Source organism: Acidithiobacillus sp. TH-A117, assembly GCF_057473465.1.
The window spans coordinates 1-20,777 of record NZ_JBYCKQ010000025.1 but is presented as its reverse complement, the minus strand read 5'-3'; the positions used below and the strand labels follow the sequence as shown (position 1 = coordinate 20,777).

At 55.1% G+C, this 20,777-nt stretch carries 20 protein-coding genes; 18 read left to right on the top strand and 2 right to left on the bottom strand.

Going from position 1 to position 20,777, the window contains the following annotated elements; all coding sequences use genetic code 11:
- The first annotated feature begins 144 nt into the window (after positions 1-144).
- The 17 genes from AC2VLR_RS05720 (at position 145) to AC2VLR_RS05640 (ending at position 18,405) form a co-directional block, all read left to right on the top strand.
- Positions 145-1,086: a uracil-DNA glycosylase gene (locus AC2VLR_RS05720; RefSeq protein ID WP_486881253.1), complete on the top strand. Its 942-nt coding sequence runs from the start codon at positions 145-147 to the stop codon at positions 1,084-1,086.
- A 153-nt stretch (positions 1,087-1,239) separates the two neighbouring features.
- Positions 1,240-1,911 (top strand): hypothetical protein, encoded by a 672-nt coding sequence (locus AC2VLR_RS05715; protein ID WP_486881251.1) that lies wholly within the window; start codon positions 1,240-1,242, stop codon positions 1,909-1,911.
- 3 nt (positions 1,912-1,914) lie between these two features.
- A complete protein-coding gene (locus AC2VLR_RS05710) occupies positions 1,915-3,153 on the top strand; it encodes an OmpA family protein (RefSeq protein ID WP_486881250.1) in 1,239 nt (412 codons plus the stop codon).
- Between the two features lie 47 nt (positions 3,154-3,200).
- A complete protein-coding gene (locus AC2VLR_RS05705; protein WP_486881249.1) occupies positions 3,201-3,500 on the top strand; it encodes a pilus assembly protein in 300 nt (99 codons plus the stop codon).
- Between the two features lie 146 nt (positions 3,501-3,646).
- Positions 3,647-5,353, top strand: coding sequence for a pilus assembly protein TadG-related protein (locus tag AC2VLR_RS05700; RefSeq protein ID WP_486881248.1), 1,707 nt, complete (start codon positions 3,647-3,649; stop codon positions 5,351-5,353).
- A gap of 11 nt (positions 5,354-5,364) precedes the next feature.
- Positions 5,365-6,669 carry a hypothetical protein gene (locus AC2VLR_RS05695; RefSeq protein WP_486881247.1) on the top strand — a complete coding sequence of 435 codons (1,305 nt, stop codon included), beginning with the start codon at positions 5,365-5,367 and terminating at the stop codon, positions 6,667-6,669.
- Positions 6,670-6,766: 97 nt separating this feature from the next.
- A complete protein-coding gene (locus AC2VLR_RS05690) occupies positions 6,767-7,642 on the top strand; it encodes a hypothetical protein (protein ID WP_486881246.1) in 876 nt (291 codons plus the stop codon).
- Positions 7,643-7,645: 3 nt separating this feature from the next.
- Positions 7,646-8,308: a hypothetical protein gene (locus tag AC2VLR_RS05685; protein WP_486881245.1), complete on the top strand. Its 663-nt coding sequence runs from the start codon at positions 7,646-7,648 to the stop codon at positions 8,306-8,308.
- Between the two features lie 73 nt (positions 8,309-8,381).
- Positions 8,382-8,558, top strand: a complete 177-nt coding sequence (locus tag AC2VLR_RS05680) for a hypothetical protein (RefSeq protein WP_486881244.1) — start codon at positions 8,382-8,384, stop codon at positions 8,556-8,558.
- A 20-nt stretch (positions 8,559-8,578) separates the two neighbouring features.
- The gene (cpaB, locus tag AC2VLR_RS05675) at positions 8,579-9,628 is read left to right on the top strand and encodes a Flp pilus assembly protein CpaB (RefSeq protein WP_486881243.1); all 1,050 of its coding nucleotides are present in this window, start codon (positions 8,579-8,581) and stop codon (positions 9,626-9,628) included.
- A 59-nt stretch (positions 9,629-9,687) separates the two neighbouring features.
- Positions 9,688-11,214, top strand: a complete 1,527-nt coding sequence (locus AC2VLR_RS05670; RefSeq protein WP_486881242.1) for a type II and III secretion system protein family protein — start codon at positions 9,688-9,690, stop codon at positions 11,212-11,214.
- 3 nt (positions 11,215-11,217) lie between these two features.
- Positions 11,218-12,927, top strand: a complete 1,710-nt coding sequence (locus AC2VLR_RS05665) for a TadA family conjugal transfer-associated ATPase (protein WP_486881241.1) — start codon at positions 11,218-11,220, stop codon at positions 12,925-12,927.
- Positions 12,914-13,768 carry a type II secretion system F family protein gene (locus AC2VLR_RS05660; protein ID WP_486881240.1) on the top strand — a complete coding sequence of 285 codons (855 nt, stop codon included), beginning with the start codon at positions 12,914-12,916 and terminating at the stop codon, positions 13,766-13,768. The genes AC2VLR_RS05665 and AC2VLR_RS05660 overlap by 14 nt, the downstream gene beginning before the upstream one ends.
- Positions 13,769-13,770: 2 nt before the next feature.
- Entirely contained in the window at positions 13,771-14,760 is a 990-nt protein-coding gene (locus AC2VLR_RS05655; protein WP_486881239.1) for a type II secretion system F family protein, read from the top strand.
- The gene (locus AC2VLR_RS05650; protein WP_486881238.1) at positions 14,757-16,082 is read left to right on the top strand and encodes a DUF192 domain-containing protein; all 1,326 of its coding nucleotides are present in this window, start codon (positions 14,757-14,759) and stop codon (positions 16,080-16,082) included. The genes AC2VLR_RS05655 and AC2VLR_RS05650 overlap by 4 nt, the downstream gene beginning before the upstream one ends.
- Before the next feature lie 30 nt (positions 16,083-16,112).
- Entirely contained in the window at positions 16,113-17,384 is a 1,272-nt protein-coding gene (locus AC2VLR_RS05645) for a hypothetical protein (protein WP_486881237.1), read from the top strand.
- Between the two features lie 424 nt (positions 17,385-17,808).
- Positions 17,809-18,405 carry a hypothetical protein gene (locus AC2VLR_RS05640; protein ID WP_486881236.1) on the top strand — a complete coding sequence of 199 codons (597 nt, stop codon included), beginning with the start codon at positions 17,809-17,811 and terminating at the stop codon, positions 18,403-18,405.
- A gap of 96 nt (positions 18,406-18,501) precedes the next feature.
- On the opposite strand, the gene AC2VLR_RS05635 is transcribed toward AC2VLR_RS05640, so the two are convergent.
- Positions 18,502-18,825 carry a helix-turn-helix domain-containing protein gene (locus AC2VLR_RS05635; protein WP_486881235.1) on the bottom strand — a complete coding sequence of 108 codons (324 nt, stop codon included), beginning with the start codon at positions 18,823-18,825 and terminating at the stop codon, positions 18,502-18,504.
- A gap of 228 nt (positions 18,826-19,053) precedes the next feature.
- Positions 19,054-19,239, bottom strand: coding sequence for a hypothetical protein (locus tag AC2VLR_RS05630; protein ID WP_486881269.1), 186 nt, complete (start codon positions 19,237-19,239; stop codon positions 19,054-19,056).
- Between the two features lie 52 nt (positions 19,240-19,291).
- On the opposite strand from AC2VLR_RS05630, the gene ffh reads away from it, so the two are divergent.
- On the top strand, positions 19,292-20,668 hold the full coding sequence (gene ffh / locus AC2VLR_RS05625; RefSeq protein ID WP_486881234.1) for a signal recognition particle protein: 1,377 nt from the start codon (positions 19,292-19,294) through the stop codon (positions 20,666-20,668).
- Positions 20,669-20,777 lie beyond the last annotated feature (109 nt).

The following is a 20,777-nucleotide window of genomic DNA, read 5'->3' as shown; positions in this document are numbered from 1 at the left end:
AGCGGCTCATACCCTGCTGATATTTTTGACCCATCATACTGATTCTCAAATCCAAAAGGAACAGGCAGGCAAGACACGGATGCGGCCCGGCAGAGCAGGCAGATTCCATTTGCCAGCGCAGCTTGTGACCCTTAGCATAAGCGCATGTCCACGATATTTAATGCAGAGCAGCGGCGTTTTCTGAAACTCCTGGGTTTGTCCATTCCCGGTGAAAGCCCCCTCCTGCCTCAAGGTGCCGTCAAAGAAAAAGTAGGTGCCATCGCCCATGCCGCAGCTTCGGCCAATATTGCAGCATCAACGGCCCCCAGCGATGCTGCCCCCGCCGCTTTTGACGCCCTGCGCGCCGCTGTCAGGCAGGCACCTAGTCAGGAAAAAACAAGGGCTCCCCTATCTGCACCGGCAGGGAAGCAAGCCTTGCCGCTCCCACCCGCAGAAGCCGAAGTCCCGCCCATCCCTGAGCCGCCTGTCCCCGCACCCCTGGCCGACCCGCACAGGCTGGCCCAGATAGCGGCCTCAGACTGGCGTGATCTGCAAATCATGGTCCATAACTGCCGGGCGTGTGCACTGGGAGAAACCCGCCAGCACGCTGTATTCGGTGCGGGAAATCCCCAGGGTTCGTGGCTGTTTGTCGGCGAGGCGCCGGGAGCCGAAGAAGATCGCCGTGGTGAAGCTTTTGTGGGCCGGGGCGGACAGTTGCTGGATAACATGCTCAAAGCCATGGGCCTGACCCGCCAGCAGGATGTCTATATTGCCAACGTCCTCAAATGTCGTCCCCCCAACAATCGTGACCCTCTGGGGCCGGAAGTACAGTCCTGTCTGCCCTATTTGCAGCGCCAGATAGCATTGCTCCAACCCCGCATCATTATCGCCCTGGGACGCTTTGCCGCCCAGAGCCTGTTGCAGGTCACCACCCCCATCGGTCAACTGCGCGGCCAAACCCACCACTATCAGCAGATTCCCCTGATCGTCACCTATCACCCGGCTTATCTGCTCCGTAGTCCCCTGGAAAAGCGCAAGGCCTGGGAGGATTTGCAGTTGGCATTGCGGGTGGTTGGCGGACTTGAGGTATCCCATTTGGGGGTCTAAAGAACGGGGATTCCCAATCGTTCATGTTATTATCAACTAACCACATGAACTTAAAAATAAAAAAAATATTTCCCATCTTCTTCATATTGTAATATTTGTTTGTTATCGTCCTTTTCGAGACGGGGAATACCCCGCAGAGAGGGAGCGTGCGGCATGGAGAATGCCTTTTTACGGTTAATTGCGCCGATTTCTTTGTCCCATACCAGGGCAGAAGAACCTGCAATAAGGACGATGACTATTCAGGTACCCAGGGGTAAGTACGCCTACTTACCTTTTAGGGTAAACGGTTTTTCCTGGCTGAAGAATGCACGGATTTATGTGTGTTCGTACCAGGCTTCTACAGCGCTTTTGTTGCCTTGGTGGCGTTATCCGCAAGCCCGTTGGGGAGTGCTCTCGGCTGAATTGCGGGCATGGGCGCGTTTCCAACAGCATTCCGAAGAGCATTTCCATATTCATGCGGATGGAAATCGATTGTTCTATTCCCGGCTTCTCCGGACGAAGCGGCGACTTATCGCCGAAATCGAGTTTCGTGTGCCTGCGGGCGATGACTTGCCCTGGCCTGAAATCCGTTCTCTGGTTTCTCAGGTAATGACCAAAGTGCCTTTTATTCCTCCTCTGGATGCTGATGACAGGCGGCTGGCCCGAATGCTTCTACTGGGCAAGCGGGGTGGCGAACTTGCCATGGCGCTTGGCTGGACTGTCAGTAAAGTACGCTCCCGGATGGCCCGGTTGGGAAGACTCTTTGGTGCAAAAGGTAATGCTGAGTTGATGAACTGCCTATGGTTGGCGCACCAAAGAAAAAGTTTCAACAAAAATATGGAGTGATGCATGAAAAAATACTTGCTGATTATTTCTGTTGCTTTTCTTGCCTCGGGATCGTGGAGCGTAGTGCAGGCCAGCGAGCCTGGGACGGATTTACCGTTTTTGCAGCGTTACCCGGGTTCCAGCATGGAAAAATATGTCACTCGCCAATATGACGAAGTGAATATGCCGCTGGGAATCTTTCGGGAAAATGATCAAACAAACTCATCCAGGGGAGTTTCTCCAATTCGATCGCAATCAGTAGAAGGGCAGGTGATATATATCGATTACGACACCCCCAAAGATCGATCTGCCTTGGAAATTATGAGTAATTACCGGCAGACCCTGGAAAACGAGGGTTTTCATGTATTGTGGCAGTGCGCCGGAGATCGATGCAGTGTCGACGGTCATGGAAACGTTGGAACAGAGCATAACCCCATATGGCCCACATCAGGCCAAGATTTCGGGACATTTTTTAGCAATCATGATGGCCGGATGCTCACCGCCCGGCTCGACTCGACCAATGGTGCACAGACCTGGGTCTATCTCTGGGTGGGTGGTCCTGGCAATGTCTACAATGGCTATGGCGCAACAAAAATCTACGCCGTCCAGACCAAACCCATGCAGACAGGATTGGTGCAAGGCACGGAGCTACTGACTGCGGCGGCTATGGGACAGGCCCTGGATCAGCAGGGCCACTTCGCCATGCACCTGCCTTTTGATTTCAACAAGGCCACCTTGCGCCCCGACGCTACGGCCCAAGTTCGGCAACTGGCTCAAGTTCTACGGAACCATCCCAACTGGCGCATCGGCCTGGATGGCCATACCGATGCCGTGGGTAGTCCAGATTTCAATCAAGAGCTGTCGGCGCAGCGGGCGGCGTCCGTCAAGGCAGCCCTCATTAGCCTGGGCGTGCCGGCGGCCCAGGTGGCTACCCGGGGTCTGGGGGCCACCCAGCCTGTGGCCAGCAACGCGACTGAGACGGGGCGGGCTCAGAATCGACGAGTGGAAGTGGTCAATCTAACACCCGGTTTTGCCCCTGTGGCCTCCGATTCGGCAGCGCTAAGTCCACAGGCAAAAGTCGCTCTTCAGGCGCCAGCTATGACCGCACCTGGACAAGTAGACTCAGCAAAAACCACAAGTAATTCCAATATATTGCCAAGGCCAGCCAATGATGTGGCCAATACCGCAGTCGATGCCGCCCAGTCAGAGCTCCATTATCAGATTCATCGTGCGGTCAGTAATCTGGTGGGTGGACTTTTCTAAAAGTCTTGCAAAAGCAAGGTTGGTTTTTTCACACATGGAGGTGGGCTATGGAAATAATGGAAACCAAGAAGTTACGTCGTCAACAGGGTCAGGGTATGACCGAGTATCTGATTGTGGTGGCCTTGATCGCTATTTCAGCTATCGCTGTGTTTTCGTTCTTTGGACAGACCATGCGGCATCAAGTGGCTGGGATTGCGGCAGAGTTGGCTGGCAAGGATTCCGGTCAAAATGTGAGTAATGCTCAAGGTACAGCCAGCAGTGCTACGAGCCTGGGTACGAAGCCAAAGACAATGGGGGATTACAGTTCTTCTAAAGAGCTGGCCAGCGCCGGCAGCGGTAGTAAATAGTTGCTGAGTTTAGGGCGGTCACTTCGGAGGCCGTCTTTTTCAGAGGAGAAATAAATATGTTTCTTATCTGAATAAGGCGACGTTGATTTGCAAATAGAAATCTCAGAAATTTGCCAAATTATTTAACGATGCAGGTTGGGGGGCGCATGAATTACGCTAAGTTTTTTCGGATGGCTCAAAAGCTGCAGCCCCCGGTACGATCTAAATCAAGACGAGAATCCGGCCAAGCTGCCCTTTTCGCCTTGCTCCTTATCCCCACTGCTATTGTTGCGACGTTGTTGGTTTTTAATACCGGCCAGATCACCGCCAACAAACTACGAGTCCAGAACGCCGCTGACGCCGCAGCCTTCAGTGCCATGGAGCTACAGGCCCGGCAGATGAATCTCGACGCTTACCTCAACAGGGCCATGCTCGCCAATGAAGTGGCCATCGGCCAGGCTGTCTCCATCCTGTCGTGGTCGAGGTATGCCTACAGGACTGGGGATAACATCCAGGAAGTTCTGGGGAAGATAAAAGATGTCTCGAAATTTATCCCTTATGTGGGGTCCGGCATAGCGTCAGCCATCCAAGCGTGGCAGAAGGCCATAAAAACGAGTTCGAAGGCGGTGGGTGATCCCAACTACGGCGCAGGGGTGCTCTATGCCAAAGCGTTTCTCCCTGTCGCCAATACCATGGACGCTGCCTATGCCGGAGCACAGCAAGCTTTCAACTTGACGCTTGGCGTTTCCACTCCCCATGGTGCAGTACAGGAAACCGTGAACCAGATGGTCGATCTCAATGCCCCTGGTGCCGAGGTCATCGCTTACCCCGCAACCGCGTTGGATTACTGGGCAGAGCGGAGGAACTTTGTCACCACTTGGGGCGGTCATGCGGATCCCATCGGTAGCGACCCCGGCGGACGGGCTCGTATGGCCAGTATGATCAATCAGGGGATGCAGCCCTTTACCGCCAATCGTGACCATGGGTTCGGCTCCCCGAGCTTGTTGGATATTAGTTTGTACGTGGCGGGTATCGAAAGTCACAAGCATGGCGGTACACAGCTTGTCCAGGGTGAGGATGGAAACTACATTTGGTCTGCCGCCGATACTGTTCACACCCGGGTATGGTATAGGGAGAAGATTCTTTTTGGCGGGAAAAAGACCACTTACAACAAGAGCTGGGGCTGGGGTGGCGCCTGGTCCCTGCCTAGGCCCGCTGGGACCTCAGAATTCTTTTATTATCAAAGTGATTTGTTGCGCTGGCAGGGTTGGAAAGATGCGTTTGTAGAACCACAGGCAATCGACAAATCGGTTCAGTGGCCAAGTAAGCCAGTATACATAGGGGCGTGGTCTGACCAGGATGGCATAGACAAGGTCGTACGGGATGACCGCGATAGGGTGTCTACCGATACGACTATTGATCCTCTTGGGGTTGGACGAGGGGCAATTAGGCAGGCTCAGAGGGGTATCGCCGAGTATCGCGATCTAGCCTGGAAGAAACGGGTGGATAAACAAGGCGACATGGCCGACACGGCTCCCAAGTACATCGTCTTGGTCAGCCTGCCAACGAAAAAGGTAAAGGATTCCGTCACCGCCCTGGGGATCAGCGCCGATCCCACCGACGGCGGTAAGAAACCCAGTCTGGGCTGGATGGGTATGCGTCTCGATACCAATGGAGCAGGTAGAGGAGGTAACGAAGGCGTCCGTGCCGCAGCTGCCGCCCAGGTTTATTTCCGCCGCCCCGATGCACTTTGGCCCCGGGGGGACGGCCTTGATGAGCGGGCCAACCTTTTTAGTCCCTTCTGGAGCACTCGACTGGTCGATCTATCTGCTGCGGAAAAGACTTCGATCCTGGCAATCAGTAGCCAAAGCTGATGCGCAGCCCAATGAAAACACAGCTCCCTCTCTTGTTCCTTTGCCTGTGCATCTCCGGTGCGGCCTGGGCCAATGATGACCCGACGCCGGCGTCCAAGGCCTCCACCCATGTGGAATCCAAGGGTTTTGGAGACCCCTATCCGGCAGCCGATGCCCTGGCCCGGAAAAATTCGAGTGTATTTTTGGACGCGTGGCAGGGCAGAACCATGGACTTTAGCCGTACCCGTGCCTGGGATGCTTCGGGTGCCAAGTTGGACCTCGCCACAGGCACCGGCCCCTCCTTCGCCTGGATGGAGAAACATTTCAACGAGTCATTACGGAACTGTTCTGCCTTGGATTCAGGTGTTACTCCCCATGGGATCCGTTGGAGCGATGATCTCCACGATTTTGTGCTCTCCCCTCAGGCAATGCAGGCCAAGCTCGCCCTGCAAGGACTGTTGTTCGCGCCCATAGGCACAAGGAGCTGGAAAGTCCTTCAGATCTCCTTTTACGAGTATTTCCATGGGAATAAAAGCCAGATGCAGGGGTTTATGCGCGTCATAAATTTTGTTAGTACCGCGAGCCCCAAACAGATCCGCCAAGCTGTCTTGCAGTTGTCGGGGGAGCGTGGATATCAGGCATCCGATACAGAGTTGCGCAATTCGCACGGATATGTGGGTGGCGACTCGCTTACCCTGCTGGAGCAGAGGATAACACCCAATGTCGCCAATGAAGCCATGGTCACGGCGGATAACCTTGACGAGGACGATGAAAAAGGGGATACCCAAAACCCTTTGACACATTGGTCCCTCCATTGTCTGGTCACCGATGATTTTGGCAAGGACTGGCTGGACAAGGCCAACCTCAAAACTGGAGAAAGATGGCAGCCTGCCGATCTCACCTTTGGATATATTGTACAAACCTCCAATATTCCTCTCGGAAAAAAGACCGAGCCGTTTACCAATGCCCATGTGGATGAGCGCCTGGCCCGCGAACGGCACATGACAACACAACAGATAGCAGCCTTGCGCAAGGCCGAAGAGACTCAGGTGCAAAAGGAGATCTGGCGGGACGCCCCCCAGGCCCAAAAGGCCCTTGCGACGCAAGCTGATGCATTGGACGAGGCGGCGGACGTTGCGGAGCAGTTACGACGCTCGGGCTTCGCGGAGCAGTGGGCCAGCATGATGAAGGACATTACCCACCGTCTTGGTCTGCATATAGATGGCTGGATCGATGCCCAAGCTGCCTTGATTGACGCTGGTTACCAGAAGATGGCGGATTTGGCGCGCCGGGGTGGCAAAGAAGTCCGCGAATTCCTTTCTTCATTGTGGAGCTAGGGGGAAGGCGATGAATCATCAGCAGAACAGGAGAAGTCGCGTGGGTCGTAGAACCGGCCCCTGCGGGGCATGCCCGATGCCTCCTGCCGGTGGAAAGATGCGTCAGGAAGCTGGCCAGTCACTGGTGGAGTTGGTAGTGGTAGCCGGTTTTGTACTGGTTCCTCTCCTGCTTATGGGTGTCTATGTGGGTAAGTGGGGCTATCTTCAGGATCGCAGCATCGAGGCGGCCCGTTACGCTGCCTGGGAAAGGGTCGTTTCCCGGACTGCACCACCCCAGGGCCGGAGCTGGACAGCTCTGAAATCCGACGCAGATCTGCAGAATGAGGTGTCCATCCGCTTTTTTGGCGGCCGCAATGAGCGCCTGACGGCGGTGACGGGCGGCGCCAGCCCCGCGCAAATGGCTAGCGGTTCCAGCCGGGAACCCCTGCTGCGCAAACATGATGGTCAGCCCTTGCTGGTGAAGCGGGAGAAAAACATTCAGGTGGCAACCCAGGAGGAGGGCTTCAAAGGCGGCTGGACAGGCGGGGTCATGAACGCCCTGAACAAGATTACCGGGAATCCCATGAAAATGACTGGCCCTACCGTAGCTACTGTAAGCGTGACGGCCGCCGGCGTCCCGCAGCGGCTTTTTGCCGAAGTGGGCCTGCAGGACCCCTTGAAATTTACCGCCCAAGCGGCAGTCCTTACGGACCCCTGGTCCGCCAATGGCCCGCGCGAGGAGGAATCTCTCCAGCGCAATGGTTTCATGAAGCAGCAAGAAGCCCTCGCCAAAACCAAGGCGGGTTTTTGGGGAGCCGGATGGGCTCTCTACATCGCGGGTTTGCCCTTGGACGTATTCAACGGCGGACTCTTCAGTGAGTTCATGAAGTTCCACAATGACCCGGATAAATTCGGGATCAAAATCGATCCGGAACAGCAGTTTGGCGATCGGCTCCAGCCCAAGTCCCGGATTCCGTCCTACCAGGGTCCATGAGGCATGGGACAAATTCGTTGGCCCTGGCTGCTTCTTACGCTGCTCTGTACTCCGGTCTGGGCTGCGGATCTTCCCCTTTGGCCCTTACCCGATGGCTTTTTCAGCCATCAGGTGGCCCAGGAAATGCGACTCAATGGGATGCCCATACGGATAGCGTTCCTCGGCGGGGTAAGTCGGGAAGAAGATTTCCAGCGAGAGATGGATCGTAGTTGCCGGCAAGAAGGAGGGAGTTTTCGGCAGACTTCACTTGGCAGCAAGCATCTTTGGTCTTGCCTGGACGCGCCCTATTCCCAAACGGTCAAGTGGCGTATAGAGGGGGGGCGTATCGTGGGTGAAAGTTCGGTCCTGAACCTGGACGTTAAGCCCGAAACACTCGCTCCCATCTTGGCCCTGCCCGGCCAGACTCAGCTCGTTTCCGATCTGGAAACGCAGGATGGCTCCCTGCACGGACGGGTAGAGCTGTTGCGTAGCAGTTTGAGCGTGGCGCAGCTCCGTAGTTTTTTTCTGAGAGAGGCGACGATGGACAAATGGCAGGTAAGCGGGGCGCTGAGTAAAAGAATCAATCGACTTTCCGTGCAGAAGGCTCAGGAGTCTCTGGATCTGGCTTTTTCGTCTCTCAACATGGGTGGCAGTCAAGCGGTATTGGTTTGGCAAAAGCACGAATAAGAAGGAGGCAGCCAGTATGTTTTGCAGGCCATTTTTGCACAGTGATTCCCCGAATCGGGAAGAAGGGCAGGCCATGATGGAATATTTGATCGTGGCGTTGGCTGTTGTCTTTATATTATTAGCACCGATCCCCTCTATCGTACCTGGAAAAACATCCGATCATGCCTCGGTTTTGACCCAGTTGTCCGAGGCATTGCGCGGTTTTTACAAAGACTTTTCTGCTGCCGAATCCCAGCCCGTTCTGCCCTGACACCTGCCCTAGGAGTGATTGTGGATACCCAGGTCCCCACTGATTTTGAACCCGCTAGCATTCAGAAAAAAACAGCACGGACTCTGACCGGATGGTTGATCCTGGCTCTTGCAGTATTGGCAGGGCTCGGTGCCGCTTATCTGGCCGTCGTGACCCTCAAATCCAGGGAGAGTGCTGCCTTGCAGCGACTGCTCAATCAGCATCAGGAAAGTACTGTGCAAGTGGTTGTACCCAATCACGACATTCCCGTGGGGAGCATTCTGGATCTTTCCATGGTGGCGGCGCGGTCTATCCCTGCGGATACGGCTCCAGAGGACATTATTACACCCGAAGCATTCGACCGTTTTGCCGGACATCGTGTCAATATGGCGTTGATTCAGGGACGCCCCATTTTGCAGTCTTATCTGAGCGGGCGTCGGACATTGGCAGATTTAATTGATCCCCATAAGTTGGCCATGACATTTACCGTCGACAATGTCAGCACCATGGACGGTATGTTGCAGCCGGGGGACCATGTGGACGTGCTGTGGTTCTCCACCGGTGGAAAGAACCTTGGGATTCCGGACGCCTTGCCGGTTTCAGAGGATAAGTCCCCCGGGGAGACTGTTCGTTACATCGAACATGACCTGAAAATTATTGCTACCGGCACCCGGACCGTGGCAGAAGATTCGGCAGCGAATATCAACAACGATCCTGCCCAGACGGGTCAAGCCAACCAATTTAGCACCGTGACCATCGAGCTGAGTCCCGTGCAGATCGAGAGACTGGCGTTGGCCAAAAAAATGGGCGAGCTGATGCTGGTTCTTCGTGGGCACGGATCGCAGGTTGCCGTGCCTGTCAAGGCTTATCGCGTGAAAGAGAACCCGGGACCCAGAAAGCCTCCGGAAAAAGATCTCTACACGGCTGATACCATTGAATACATCATCGGTCATGTCGACAGGGGTTGGAGCAGCAGGACCGAGCTGCAAAACCTGCGGCGTCTCGTGGACAACACCGGCATGGCCAATTCCAGCGCGGCATATCCCACTGGCTTGAGTCCGCAGACTACCGGGGCTTCCCCGGGTGGATAAAGCCTTTTCACCCGTCAAAGAGTTCCCCGATTCTTCATTCTACTGAAAAGGATGGCTACATGCGTTTACCAAGCATCATTCGGTCCACCTTGCGCCCTGGTACCCTGGCAGGCTTGCTGCTCTCCACCAGTCCGTTGGCGCTGGCTGATGATCCGGCTGACCCAAGCATTGACCTCTACGCCGGGGAGGTGAAGGTGCTTTCCAGTAAGTCTGTCAAGCGGGTTGCCGTGGGAAATGGCAAAGTGCTCAGCACCACCATGATTGATGGCAAAGAATTACTGTTGCTGGGTGAGGCAGCCGGAGAAACCAGCCTGCGGATCTGGTTCAAGGATGGCAGTGAAGATGCTTATCGGGTTCTGGTAGCACCTAAGGATATTGGTCAGGCTGCATCGCAAATGCGCGATTTGCTGGGCGCGGATCAAAAAGATGTCCGAGTCAGAATTGTGGGTGATCATGTAGTGGTTGACGGCAAGAATCTGCCCGAAGAACTCGTTGGTCGGATTGTGCAATTGAAAAGCCTGTATCCAAAAACCCTCATTTTGGCGAGCAAGGTGCCCTTCAAGATGGAAAAAATGGTTTGGCTGGATGTGAATATTCTGGAGGTTAAAAAAAATAGTCTGGAGAATTTTGGCGTGGATTGGAGCAAGCAGATTGCCGGTCCATTTGTGGGTTATGGCAAAGATTTTGTGGGTCCCGGCAATGTGCCCTATACGCCGCTCGGACAGGATATTACCCAGCCGCCGGTGGCGGGCACCGGAATTCGGATTACCCCTCCCGATATTCTCAATGGTGCCATCGATGTAGCCAATCTGGCCCGTCCGCTGGCGGGAGGGTGGAACGTAGGCATCATCAGCGGGATGTTGTCCAAAATCAATTTCGCACTGAGCAATGGCGATGCTTATGAAATCGCCAATCCGCTGCTCAGCGCCCGTAGCGGCGGTGAAACCCGGTTTCTGGCGGGCGGACAAATCCCCATTCTACAGGCATTGTCCACAGGTAATGCCGCATTTCAGAATGTGACCTACAAGGATTATGGTATCCAGCTGAATTTTAAACCCCAGGTCGATGATCACAACGATATCACCATGCACGTCAAGGCCGAGGTTTCCGATATCGATCCCAGTACCAGCGTGGTTCTCAATGGCCTGAGTGTGCCGGGTTTTGTGGTTCGCCGTAGTGAAGCCGATATTAATGTGGGTGATGGTCAGACCATGGTGATATCTGGACTGGTCAATCCCAAGACCGCTAATGCTGTCTCCAAACTTCCCTGGTTGGGAGACATTCCTATTCTCGGGAATCTTTTCAAGTCAACAAACTTTAAATCCGGCAATACCGATTTGGTGATTCTCGTGACACCACGCGTAGTCACCCCGGCTTCCCTGGAGAATATCCGTCAGGTTTCGCGGGCAGTGCTTTTGAAGAATGAATATAAAAAATCACTACCCAAAGACTCCGCCACCCGAAGCGCGGTGGATGAGACGCTTGGGTCCAAACAGCCATACCCCGAAACCCAGGCGATTCCGACTATCAAGCCGCAGCTTCCTTTGGTCAACACGCAACCCGCAGCACCCACGGTATCGGAGTAAAACATGTTCCAGGTGATCGCCGAACATCCCAAACAAGGTCCTCTGGAAGTGCGCGCGCATGCGGAGATCTGCCTTATTGGTCGTTCATCCCAGGCCCATTTACGTCTGGAAGGCTGGAATGTGGCCAAGGAACATGCCCGTATCGTGCAGCGCGAAGATGGCCCCTATGTTGAGGCTGTGGGAGCTTTGACCGCCGTCAGCGTCAATGGAGAAAAGGTGAAATGGTATGGTCCTCTTTCCCCGCGCGATTTGATGGAGGTGGCTGGCATCCACATACGGATCGTTCAGCATTCTGCTGATGCAGATTTGATGCCGCCTCCCGCCGTATTAAGGCAAGAAATGGCCGGTGCACTGGTCGATCCCGGAGTGGCGTTTCCAACACCGGTGACAGCAATACCGGATCAGCCAGAACCGCAGCAAGCGTCTATGGTAGACCCGCAATGGATGCAGTGGCGGCAGGTTGTCCAGGAGCGCTTGCGGGGGCAGATGGATTTGCGCCGAATGGACTTGAGTGCCATGAAGCGAGAAGAGCTGCAAAAGATGGTTGCTGGCCTGGCGACGGAGGTTTTGCAAGGCATGCGTCTACCTACCGAGCTGGATCGCGAGCGCCTGATCCGCGAAGTGGTGGACGAAGCAGTGGGCCTTGGTCCTCTGGAGGACCTGTTGGCTGATGAATCGGTCACGGAAATCATGGTCAACCGCTACGATGAGGTCTTCATCGAGCGAAAAGGGAAACTTGAACCAGCATCGACAGTGTTCAGCAGTGAACAGGCAGTGCGCCACATCATCGACCGGATCGTGGCGCCCATTGGTCGGCGTATCGACGAAAGTTCGCCCCTGGTGGATGCCCGGTTGCACGATGGCTCCCGCGTCAACGCGGTCATCCCGCCAGTGGCCTTGAAGGGGGCCAATATCACCATCCGGAAGTTCAGTAAAAAGCGCCTGCAGATGGAGGATCTCATTGGTTTCGGCTCGTTAGAGGCAAGGATGGCCGGTTTTTTGCGGATTGCCGTCGAGCAGCGGAAAAATGTCGTGATTTCCGGCGGTACGGGATCAGGAAAAACTACGCTGCTCAATGTTCTCTCCAATTTCATTCCCGAGCGCGAGCGAGTGGTGACCATCGAAGACGCTGCGGAACTGCGCCTCTATCAACCCAATCTGGTGTCCATGGAAGCGCGCCCGGCCAATGTGGAAGGCAAGGGGGCCATTCCCATCCGGGATCTGGTGCGCAATGCTCTGCGCATGCGCCCCGACCGTATCGTGGTGGGCGAATGCCGGGGCGGCGAGGCTCTGGATATGTTGCAGGCCATGAACACCGGTCATGACGGCTCCCTGACCACCGCCCATGCCAACAGCCCCCGCGACATGCTCTCCCGCATGGAGGTGATGGTGATGATGGCCGGGATGGATCTCCCTCTGACCGCTATTCGGGAACAGATTGCCTCCGCCATCGATATTATTGTCCAGATCACCCGCTTTTCCTGTGGCTCCAGGAAGATTACGGCCATTGTCGAAGTCACGGGAACCGAAAGCGGCGTCATACAATTGCAGGAGCTATTTAGTTATCGGCAGCAAGGTTTCGGAGCCGATAGCAGAGTTGCGGGTGTTTTTCGAGCAAATGGGAGCATCCCGGAGTTTTACGAGGAAATGCGGGCACGGGGCCTGCCGGTGGACATCGGTATTTTCCGGGAGAGTGAGCATGAGCACGTCTGAGTTGATCATTGCTACCCTGGTGTTTGTCTCGGTACTGGTGCTTGCCTACCTCCTGCTCAATGCATCGCAGGCAGTCGCTATTCGCCAGGAAAAATCCTTCCGTCAGGAAACCAGAAGAAATTTGGCGGATATGTTCATTTTTGCCGATCCGGCATTGCTGTGGCGGTTGAATCTGGCTGCCTTGTTCTTGTTGCCCCTACTGACTTATTTACTGCTGGGCTCTTTGCCCATCACCGTTTTTGTGACTTTACTGGTGGCTGTTGCGCCGCGCTTTATCCTGCAATTCCTCAAAAAAAGGCGTTTTACCCTACTGCACAATCAGCTCCCCGATACGCTGTTGATGATGGCTTCAGCCCTGCGCGGTGGCGCCAACCTGGGGCAAACCCTGGAAGGGCTTGCCAAAGACCTGAGTCCGCCCATGAGCCAGGAACTCTCACTGGTGGTGCGAGAGCAGCGCCTGGGAGTTCCCTTTGAAGATGCTGTAGCCCATCTGGCCGAGCGGGTCCGCTCCCAGGACTTCGATCTGGTGGTTTCGGCCCTGCGTATCAATCGCGAGGTGGGGGGAAACCTCGCCGATACCCTGCAAAGACTGGGCGAAACGGTTCGTCGGCGTCTGATGATGGAACAGAAAATTCACGCTCTCACTTCTCAGGGCAAGCTGCAGGGATTGGTCATGACTGCTTTGCCGATACTGATCATTGTGGCTTTGTTGCGGATTGAGCCGGATGCTGCAGGAGCCCTGTTTCATACGGTCAAGGGCTGGGCGGTGCTGAGTATCATTTTCGTGTTGGAACTCCTGGGGTACTGGGGGATCCGCAAGATCATCGCCATCGAGGTGTGAACATGAGTAAGTTCTGGCTTCGTCTGACGGCTTTTCTGTGTTTGGGACTATTTGTCTTTTTACTGCTTTTCTTTTATGCCGGGCGGGGGTTGAAAATTCTTGCCAATGATACCGGACAGCTCCCTTATGTGCTGGTCGCCCTATTGGTAGCCATGCTGGTTTTCGGGTTGATCTACGGGGTTGTCAGCCTACTCCGATCCGTGGAGAGACAGCCCCGGGACTATTTTGATCCTCTGCCCAGGGTGCTGGCAAAAATCTGGCCGCTGGTGCGTTTTGTGGATTCCACTATGGTCACCTTCATTCCCGACCGTCTGGTTTATCGCAGTGCCCCCAGAATCCAGCGGGCGGGGCTCAATTATCTGATTACGCCCCGGGATTTTTTCGCCCTGAAAATCCTCTCGGCACTTTTTGCATTACTGTTTGCCCTGTTGATGTATCTCGCCATGGGGATTTTCCGCTGGGAGTTCACCCTGCTGGGGCTGCTCCTCACCAGCTTCTACCCCGATCTCTGGCTGGTGGAACAATCCAAAAAGCGGCAAAAGCGCATCCTCAAAGACCTTCCCGTCTATCTGGATTTTACCACTTTGATGGTGGAGGGAGGGCTGAATCTTACGGGTGCCTTGCAAATTGCTGTGGACAAGGGGCCGGAGGGACCTCTGCGCAACGAGTTTCGCATCATTCTCCGGGATCTGCGTGCCGGAATGCCCCGGGTGGAGGCCTTTCGCCGCTTTGGTGAGCGCATGGCCATGCAGGAGCTACGTAGTTTGGTAACCGCCATCATCCAGTCCGAAGAGCGGGGTGGCAGTCTCGCTCCAGTTCTCAAGGCTCAGGCCGAACAGCGTCGGGAAGAACGCTTTTTGCGCGCCGAAAAAGCGGCCCTCGAAGCTCCGGTCAAGCTCCTTGCGCCGCTGGTCATGTTCATTTTCCCGATTGTCTTCATTGTTCTGGCCTTTGTCATCTACATGAAATACGTCCAGGAGGTGGCCACATGAGCAAGGCCGGGAGTGTATGGCGGGACGCGCATTGTCTCTGGCCCGATGCCCGCCTGGCCAGCACTCCCTGGTCTCGCGCCAAGGGGTTGTTGGGAAAAAGCTGCTTGAGCGAAGAGGAGGCCCTATGGTTACGCCACTGTAGCGCGGTGCATACCTGGGGCATGGGGTTTCCCATTGATTTGGTCTGGCTCGATGGCGATGGCCGGATCCTGGCCCTGCGCGAGGGGCTGCGACCCTGGCGATGGGCCTGGCCGAATGTAGCCAAGGCGCGGGATACCCTCGAGCTGGCTGCAGGAGGCATTCTGCAAGCCAGCCTTGAACCCGGACAGCGATTGGAGTGGCGTTTTATCCCGCAGCAGAAGGAGACAGCGATGAAAGAATCCAATGCGAAATCGAGGGTGACCAGCCAGAAGGGTGCGGGGGCGGTAGAGTTTCTTGTGGCCATCCCGGTATTGCTGGGGCTGATTCTGGGGACACTGCAGATCAGTCTCCTGTACCAGGCACGCTTACAGCTGGAGGTGGCAGCCCAGGATGCCGCCCGGGCGGGTGCCTTGCATGGAGGAGATCTGAAAGCCATCCGGGCAGGTCTGGCCGAAGGCCTGACACCCCTCTATGCCCATGGACAAAGTCTGGGAGATTTGGTCAAGGCGCGAGCCAGGGCAGAGGCGGCGGCCAGACTTGCCGACATCAAAATCCTCAGCCCCACGGTGGAGGCCCTGCATGATCACAAGGAGTTCGGTCGCCTGCCCCTGGATGACAAAACCGGTCAGCAAAGTACCCCCGGCGGCAACTGGGGCTGGGGCATTCCCGAAAGTCACCTCGGATACCGGAAAACCAACTTAGCAGAGAGCGGCCTCAGTGTCCAGGACGCCAACCTGCTCAAGATCAAAGTGACCTACCACCATCCTTTGATCGTTGCCTTCGTCGATCACCTCTTCGCCCGTTTCGATTCCCGGAATACCGGAAAGGGCAGCGTGGTCGGAAACGCCCAGGGTGGTCAGGGAGTCTTTCAGGAGAGTCAAGGGATGCAGGATCTGGCATTGCACACCTTTCCTCTGAACGCCGAAGCCACCTACCGTATGCAGACCCCCTTCACCCACATTGCGGGACTGCAAACAGTCAGCCAATTGCAAGCGCCGCAACCTGGCGGCAAAGAGACCTACACCCCGCCCAGCGCCGGCAATGGCGGTGGTGGTGAACAAGGAGGCTTGCAACCGATAGATCCACAGGACCCTGGCATCCCGCCCTATGGCGGCGGGTCAAGCAACTCACCCGATAATGGAGGGGATCTGCCACCATCACTGCAGTTTGCCTGCGATTGATAGAGAAAAGGAGGGAGCGCGATGTATTTTATGGAGTGGGTAGAAGACACCAAAGGATTACGAAAAGTTATCCTCGCCGCCGTTGTACTGATGCCGGTGTCGGCTTGGGCGGTGAATTGTAGCAAAGCCAAGACCAGCACTGAAAAGGCGGTTTGCCACAATTCCAAACTGAAAAAACTGGATAAGCAGATGGATCGCGATTATGGGGATACCATCAATCATTATTCGGCTTCCGGGGAGCACAACTGTTATGTCGAATCGCAGGAAGGGGAACAAAAGGCCTGGGTAAAGAAACGAGACGCTTGTGGCGCCGACGTTCATTGCATCGAGTTTGAATATCAAGATCGTTTGAATCTCTTGCAAGCGTTAGCAAGTAATTGCCCGGGCTACGACCATGATCCGGCATTCAAGGGCAGGAAATGTTACGAACCTGCCCCATGCACCCCCGGAGATCGCGTGACTTACTCTTTTATCAAGCAGCAGGAGGGTGACATGTTTGAGGCTTACATACCTGGTGCCTATAAGGCCAATACTGGAACCGGTCTCAATGAAGGACCAATGATGTGTGAACAAAAAGATAAGAATGGAAAGGTCATTAAAGATAAGCAAGGGAAAGTGATACTGGAACAGTGTCCAGCCGTGCAAAACAGTGGGATTACGATTGGGCAGGGGGTGGATCTGGGTCAACAAAGCGAGTCGGGTCTGCGAAGGTACATGGAGATCGAGGAGAAGAAATACGGGAAGCCAGCCAAGGTTGGTATCGATGATATTCTTTCAGAGATTCCCGGTAATTTTTATGGCGTATATATGGGAAAAGAAACCGGTGTACGTAGGGAAAAGGCCGTGCAAACGCTTAATGACTTTTACAATATTCGCCACGAATATCCCAGTCTAACGGCGGACGAATCACATTTCCTATCTTCGGCAGTCCAGCATGGTTACGCCGAAGACTCCGCAGCAATGTTTAAGAAAAACTCCAAACTGGATTTTTGGTCTTTACCAGCAGCAGTGCAAACAACTTTTACCGACATGAAATATAATTCAGTAATTCCAGGCATTCCTGCTTATTACTATAAAGGGCAGTGGGAACAGGCGGCGGTTGCGTGGGAAAAAATGGGCCATGACCCAAAATATCCAAAATGGAAAAGAGATCGATTTCTGAAACGATCTGACATGTTGAATGCCGCAATCAAAGAAGGGGCCCTTCCGAAAAGCGGTGATCCATGCGCGCCAAAAAAACAGGGGGTGGCTTTTAATGAACCGTTATCGTGGCGGACGCGGCGACTTTTCTTCTGGGCATAAACTTATAGCCTGATAATTGAAATGATGGAGATACATGATGATACAAATACGGAAAGCTCTCTTTGTTATGGCGGTATGCGCCGCAGTGTTCAGTGGTAACGCGATGGCGGCAGACTCCTCTGCCAACTGCCCTGCCCTGGCGGCTAATGTTCAGAAAATTGTTGACCACACATGTCAGGCCAAGACCTTGACCCCTGTGCAGAAGGGTATTTGTACCTACAAGCCGAGGAAATGGACGGATAACCTTATGCTTTTGGATTCGACCTTAACGGTTGCCTACCAGCGTGCTTTACGCACGGCCGGCTCAGGGACTTCGCAATGTCAGGAGCTGCTGGAAAAGCATCGGTCCTACGAGAAGCAACTGCAACAATGCGGAAGCGATGGAGACTGTATACTGAAAGTGATGGATGGTTGGACTGGGACGATGCATGCTGTCTTAGGACGCCTCGACCACCCCCTTGACGAAGCCTCCCTGAAGCAATTTGCTGGAGGCCTGCGCATAGAAGATGAGCAAGAGGCAGTACCCCTGCTGCAACGTCTGGAGCAGGGCATGGACCTCTATCCTCTGCCACAGATGGCCTTACCCAACGGTAACGTCCTCGTCTGGGGCTTTCAGCCCCACAATGCCCAGGTCCAGTCCCTGGTAATCGTCAACCGGCAGCGCCAGGTGCAACTCATGGGTCTGGTGGACGGGATCTACTACTCGCTGCCTTCAGGAAAAACCCAATGGGCACCGGAAGAAGGTGCCCGGATTGCCCTGTTTGTAAAAGATCCTAGGCAACTGGCCCAGAATCTGGCAGCCATCCGCGCCTGGTCCCAGGCCAGCATTCTCGGTTTCAATCAGACCTGTCCGGGCAAGGATCAAGCCCGCTGTGACCTGGCCGCCAAGCTGTCGCTGCCCATCGAAGCCTATGACCTGAACTGTAAGGCGGCCCAGAAGGGGCATGTGCTCAACCAGCACTGCGCGATTCCTCTGCCACGGGTGGCGGAGCAACTTTCGCCAGGAATGTTCTGGCAGTGAAGCGAGTGCTATGGCTGTTCTATCCGGGTAAGGATCTTTTTTCGGCCTGAACAGGGCTCCGGTGTCAGCCTGGTTGTCGCGTCTCTGAACATGCTCTCAGGCTGCACCCAACTCTTCCGACAATTCTGGGTGCCGAATGATCAGTCGTAGCAGGCAGAGCACTCCGCCAGGTGGTGCAAAGCGCCCCTGTTCCCAGTCGCGGAGCGTGGCCACCGGGGTGCCAATTCGTTCAGCAAATGCCAATTGTGTCAGCCAGGATTTTTTACGCGCCTGGCGTACCAGTATTTGTGCAGGTGTTGTCACACGCCCCATTCCTGCAACCACCTCTGAAAGCGCCTGCCGCAAATCCGGTAACGCCTCTCCAGCATCCGCCTCAATAGCCTTAGCTACCGCCTCCTGATTGATCTCCTGTATCTCCATGTTAGTTCCCCTTTCCAATATCACCAGGCAGCATGTTGGTCCGTTGCGATTTCGCATACATCGTCACCAGCACTAAAGGTCAGTGTCTCGATCTCGGTACGCATGCATAATATTGTACGGGATTCCCGCAAAACATCAATGAAGCATGCCAGCAACTCCTTGTTTTTATGGTATGACCATCAATTGTTTCGATAGGATTTTTTGGTAGTCTCTTGGTTCCTCGTTGTTTTAAGTGGGTAGCCTGAGATCCGGTTTACCCAGGATCAGGTAGGCCATGCTGATAAAGTACTTGTGGGTACGATAGCCTCGTGCTTTGGCCTTGGCGGATTGGATGAGGCGATGGCTCTTCGTCAGTTGTGGCGAAAGGCTGTTGGTAGGCAAGACCTGTTGAGCTTCCCAAAAGTGCTCCGCCATTGCACACCCGCCCCAGACAGTCCAAAATCCACCCCTGATATGAGGGGGACCCATGTTTGACAATCTGACCCAGAAACTTACCCAGACTTTCAAAAACCTGCGTGGCCAGGGGCGTCTGAGTGAGGACAATATTCGCGATGCCCTGCGCGAGGTGCGTCTGGCTTTGCTGGAAGCCGATGTGGCGCTGCCGGTGGTGAAAGACTTCATCAACAAAGTGCGCGAGGCGGCCTTGGGTGAAGAGGTGATCAAAAGCCTGTCGCCGGGGCAGGTATTCATCAAGATTGTCAACGACGAGCTGGTGAAGCTCATGGGTGCTCATAACGACAAGCTGGATTTGATCGCCCGCCCGCCAGCGGTGATTCTGCTGGCCGGTTTGCAGGGTTCCGGGAAAACCACCACCAGCGCCAAGCTGGCCCTGTGGCTGAAGGACAAGGAAAAGAAGCGGGTCATGATGGTCAGTACCGACGTCTATCGCCCGGCGGCCATGGAGCAGTTGGCTCATCTGGGTAAGGACATTGAAGTGGAGGTGTTTCCTTCCCGTCCCGACCAGCAGCCGGTGCAAATTGCCAAAGACGCGGCGGAAGCCGCCCAGCGCGGCGTGTTTGACGTGCTGATTGTCGATACCGCTGGCCGCCTCCATGTGGATGAAGCCATGATGGCCGAGGCTCAGGCGCTGACCAATGCCGTCAAACCCGTGGAACTGCTCTTTGTGGTGGACGCCATGACCGGTCAGGATGCGGTCAACACCGCCAAGGCTTTCAATGACGCACTGCCCCTGACCGGTGTCATTCTGACCAAGGCCGACGGTGACGCCCGGGGCGGGGCGGCCCTGTCGGTGCGGGCCATTACCGGCAAACCCATCAAGTTCATCGGTATCGGTGAAAAAATCCGTAAAGGTCTGGAGCCTTTTTATCCTGATCGTCTGGCTTCGCGGATTTTGGGAATGGGCGACATCGTCAGTCTGGTGGAGCAGGTCCAGCAGGATGTGGATGTCGAGCAGGCCCAGAAAATGACCGATAAGCTGCGCAGCGGCAAAGGTTTTGATCTGGAAGACTTTCGCCAGCAACTGCGGCAACTGGAAAAAATGGGCGGCATGTCGAGCATCATGGACAAGCTGCCGGGCATGGGCGAGCTCCCCGCCGAGGCTCATGCCGCCATGCAGGATGGCAAACCCATGCGCCGGCTGGAAGCCATCATCAATTCCATGACGCCCGGTGAACGGCGTCACCCCGAAATCATCAAAGCCTCGCGGCGGCGGCGCATTGCGGCGGGTTCCGGCACCACGGTGACAGAGGTCAACAAGCTGCTCAAACAGTTTGAGATGATGCAGAAAATGTTCAAAAAAATGGGAAAAGGCGGGCGCGGCCTCAGCCGTTTGCTGGGGATGAATCCCAAATCGATGTTAAAGGGTGGTTTACCCTTCCGTTAGAGCTTGTTTTTGGTTACGATACGCGCCTTTCTCCCGTCCAGTGGGAGAGGACATGGTTAAGGAGAACACATGGTAGTTATTCGTATGGCCCGGGGCGGCGCCAAAAAGC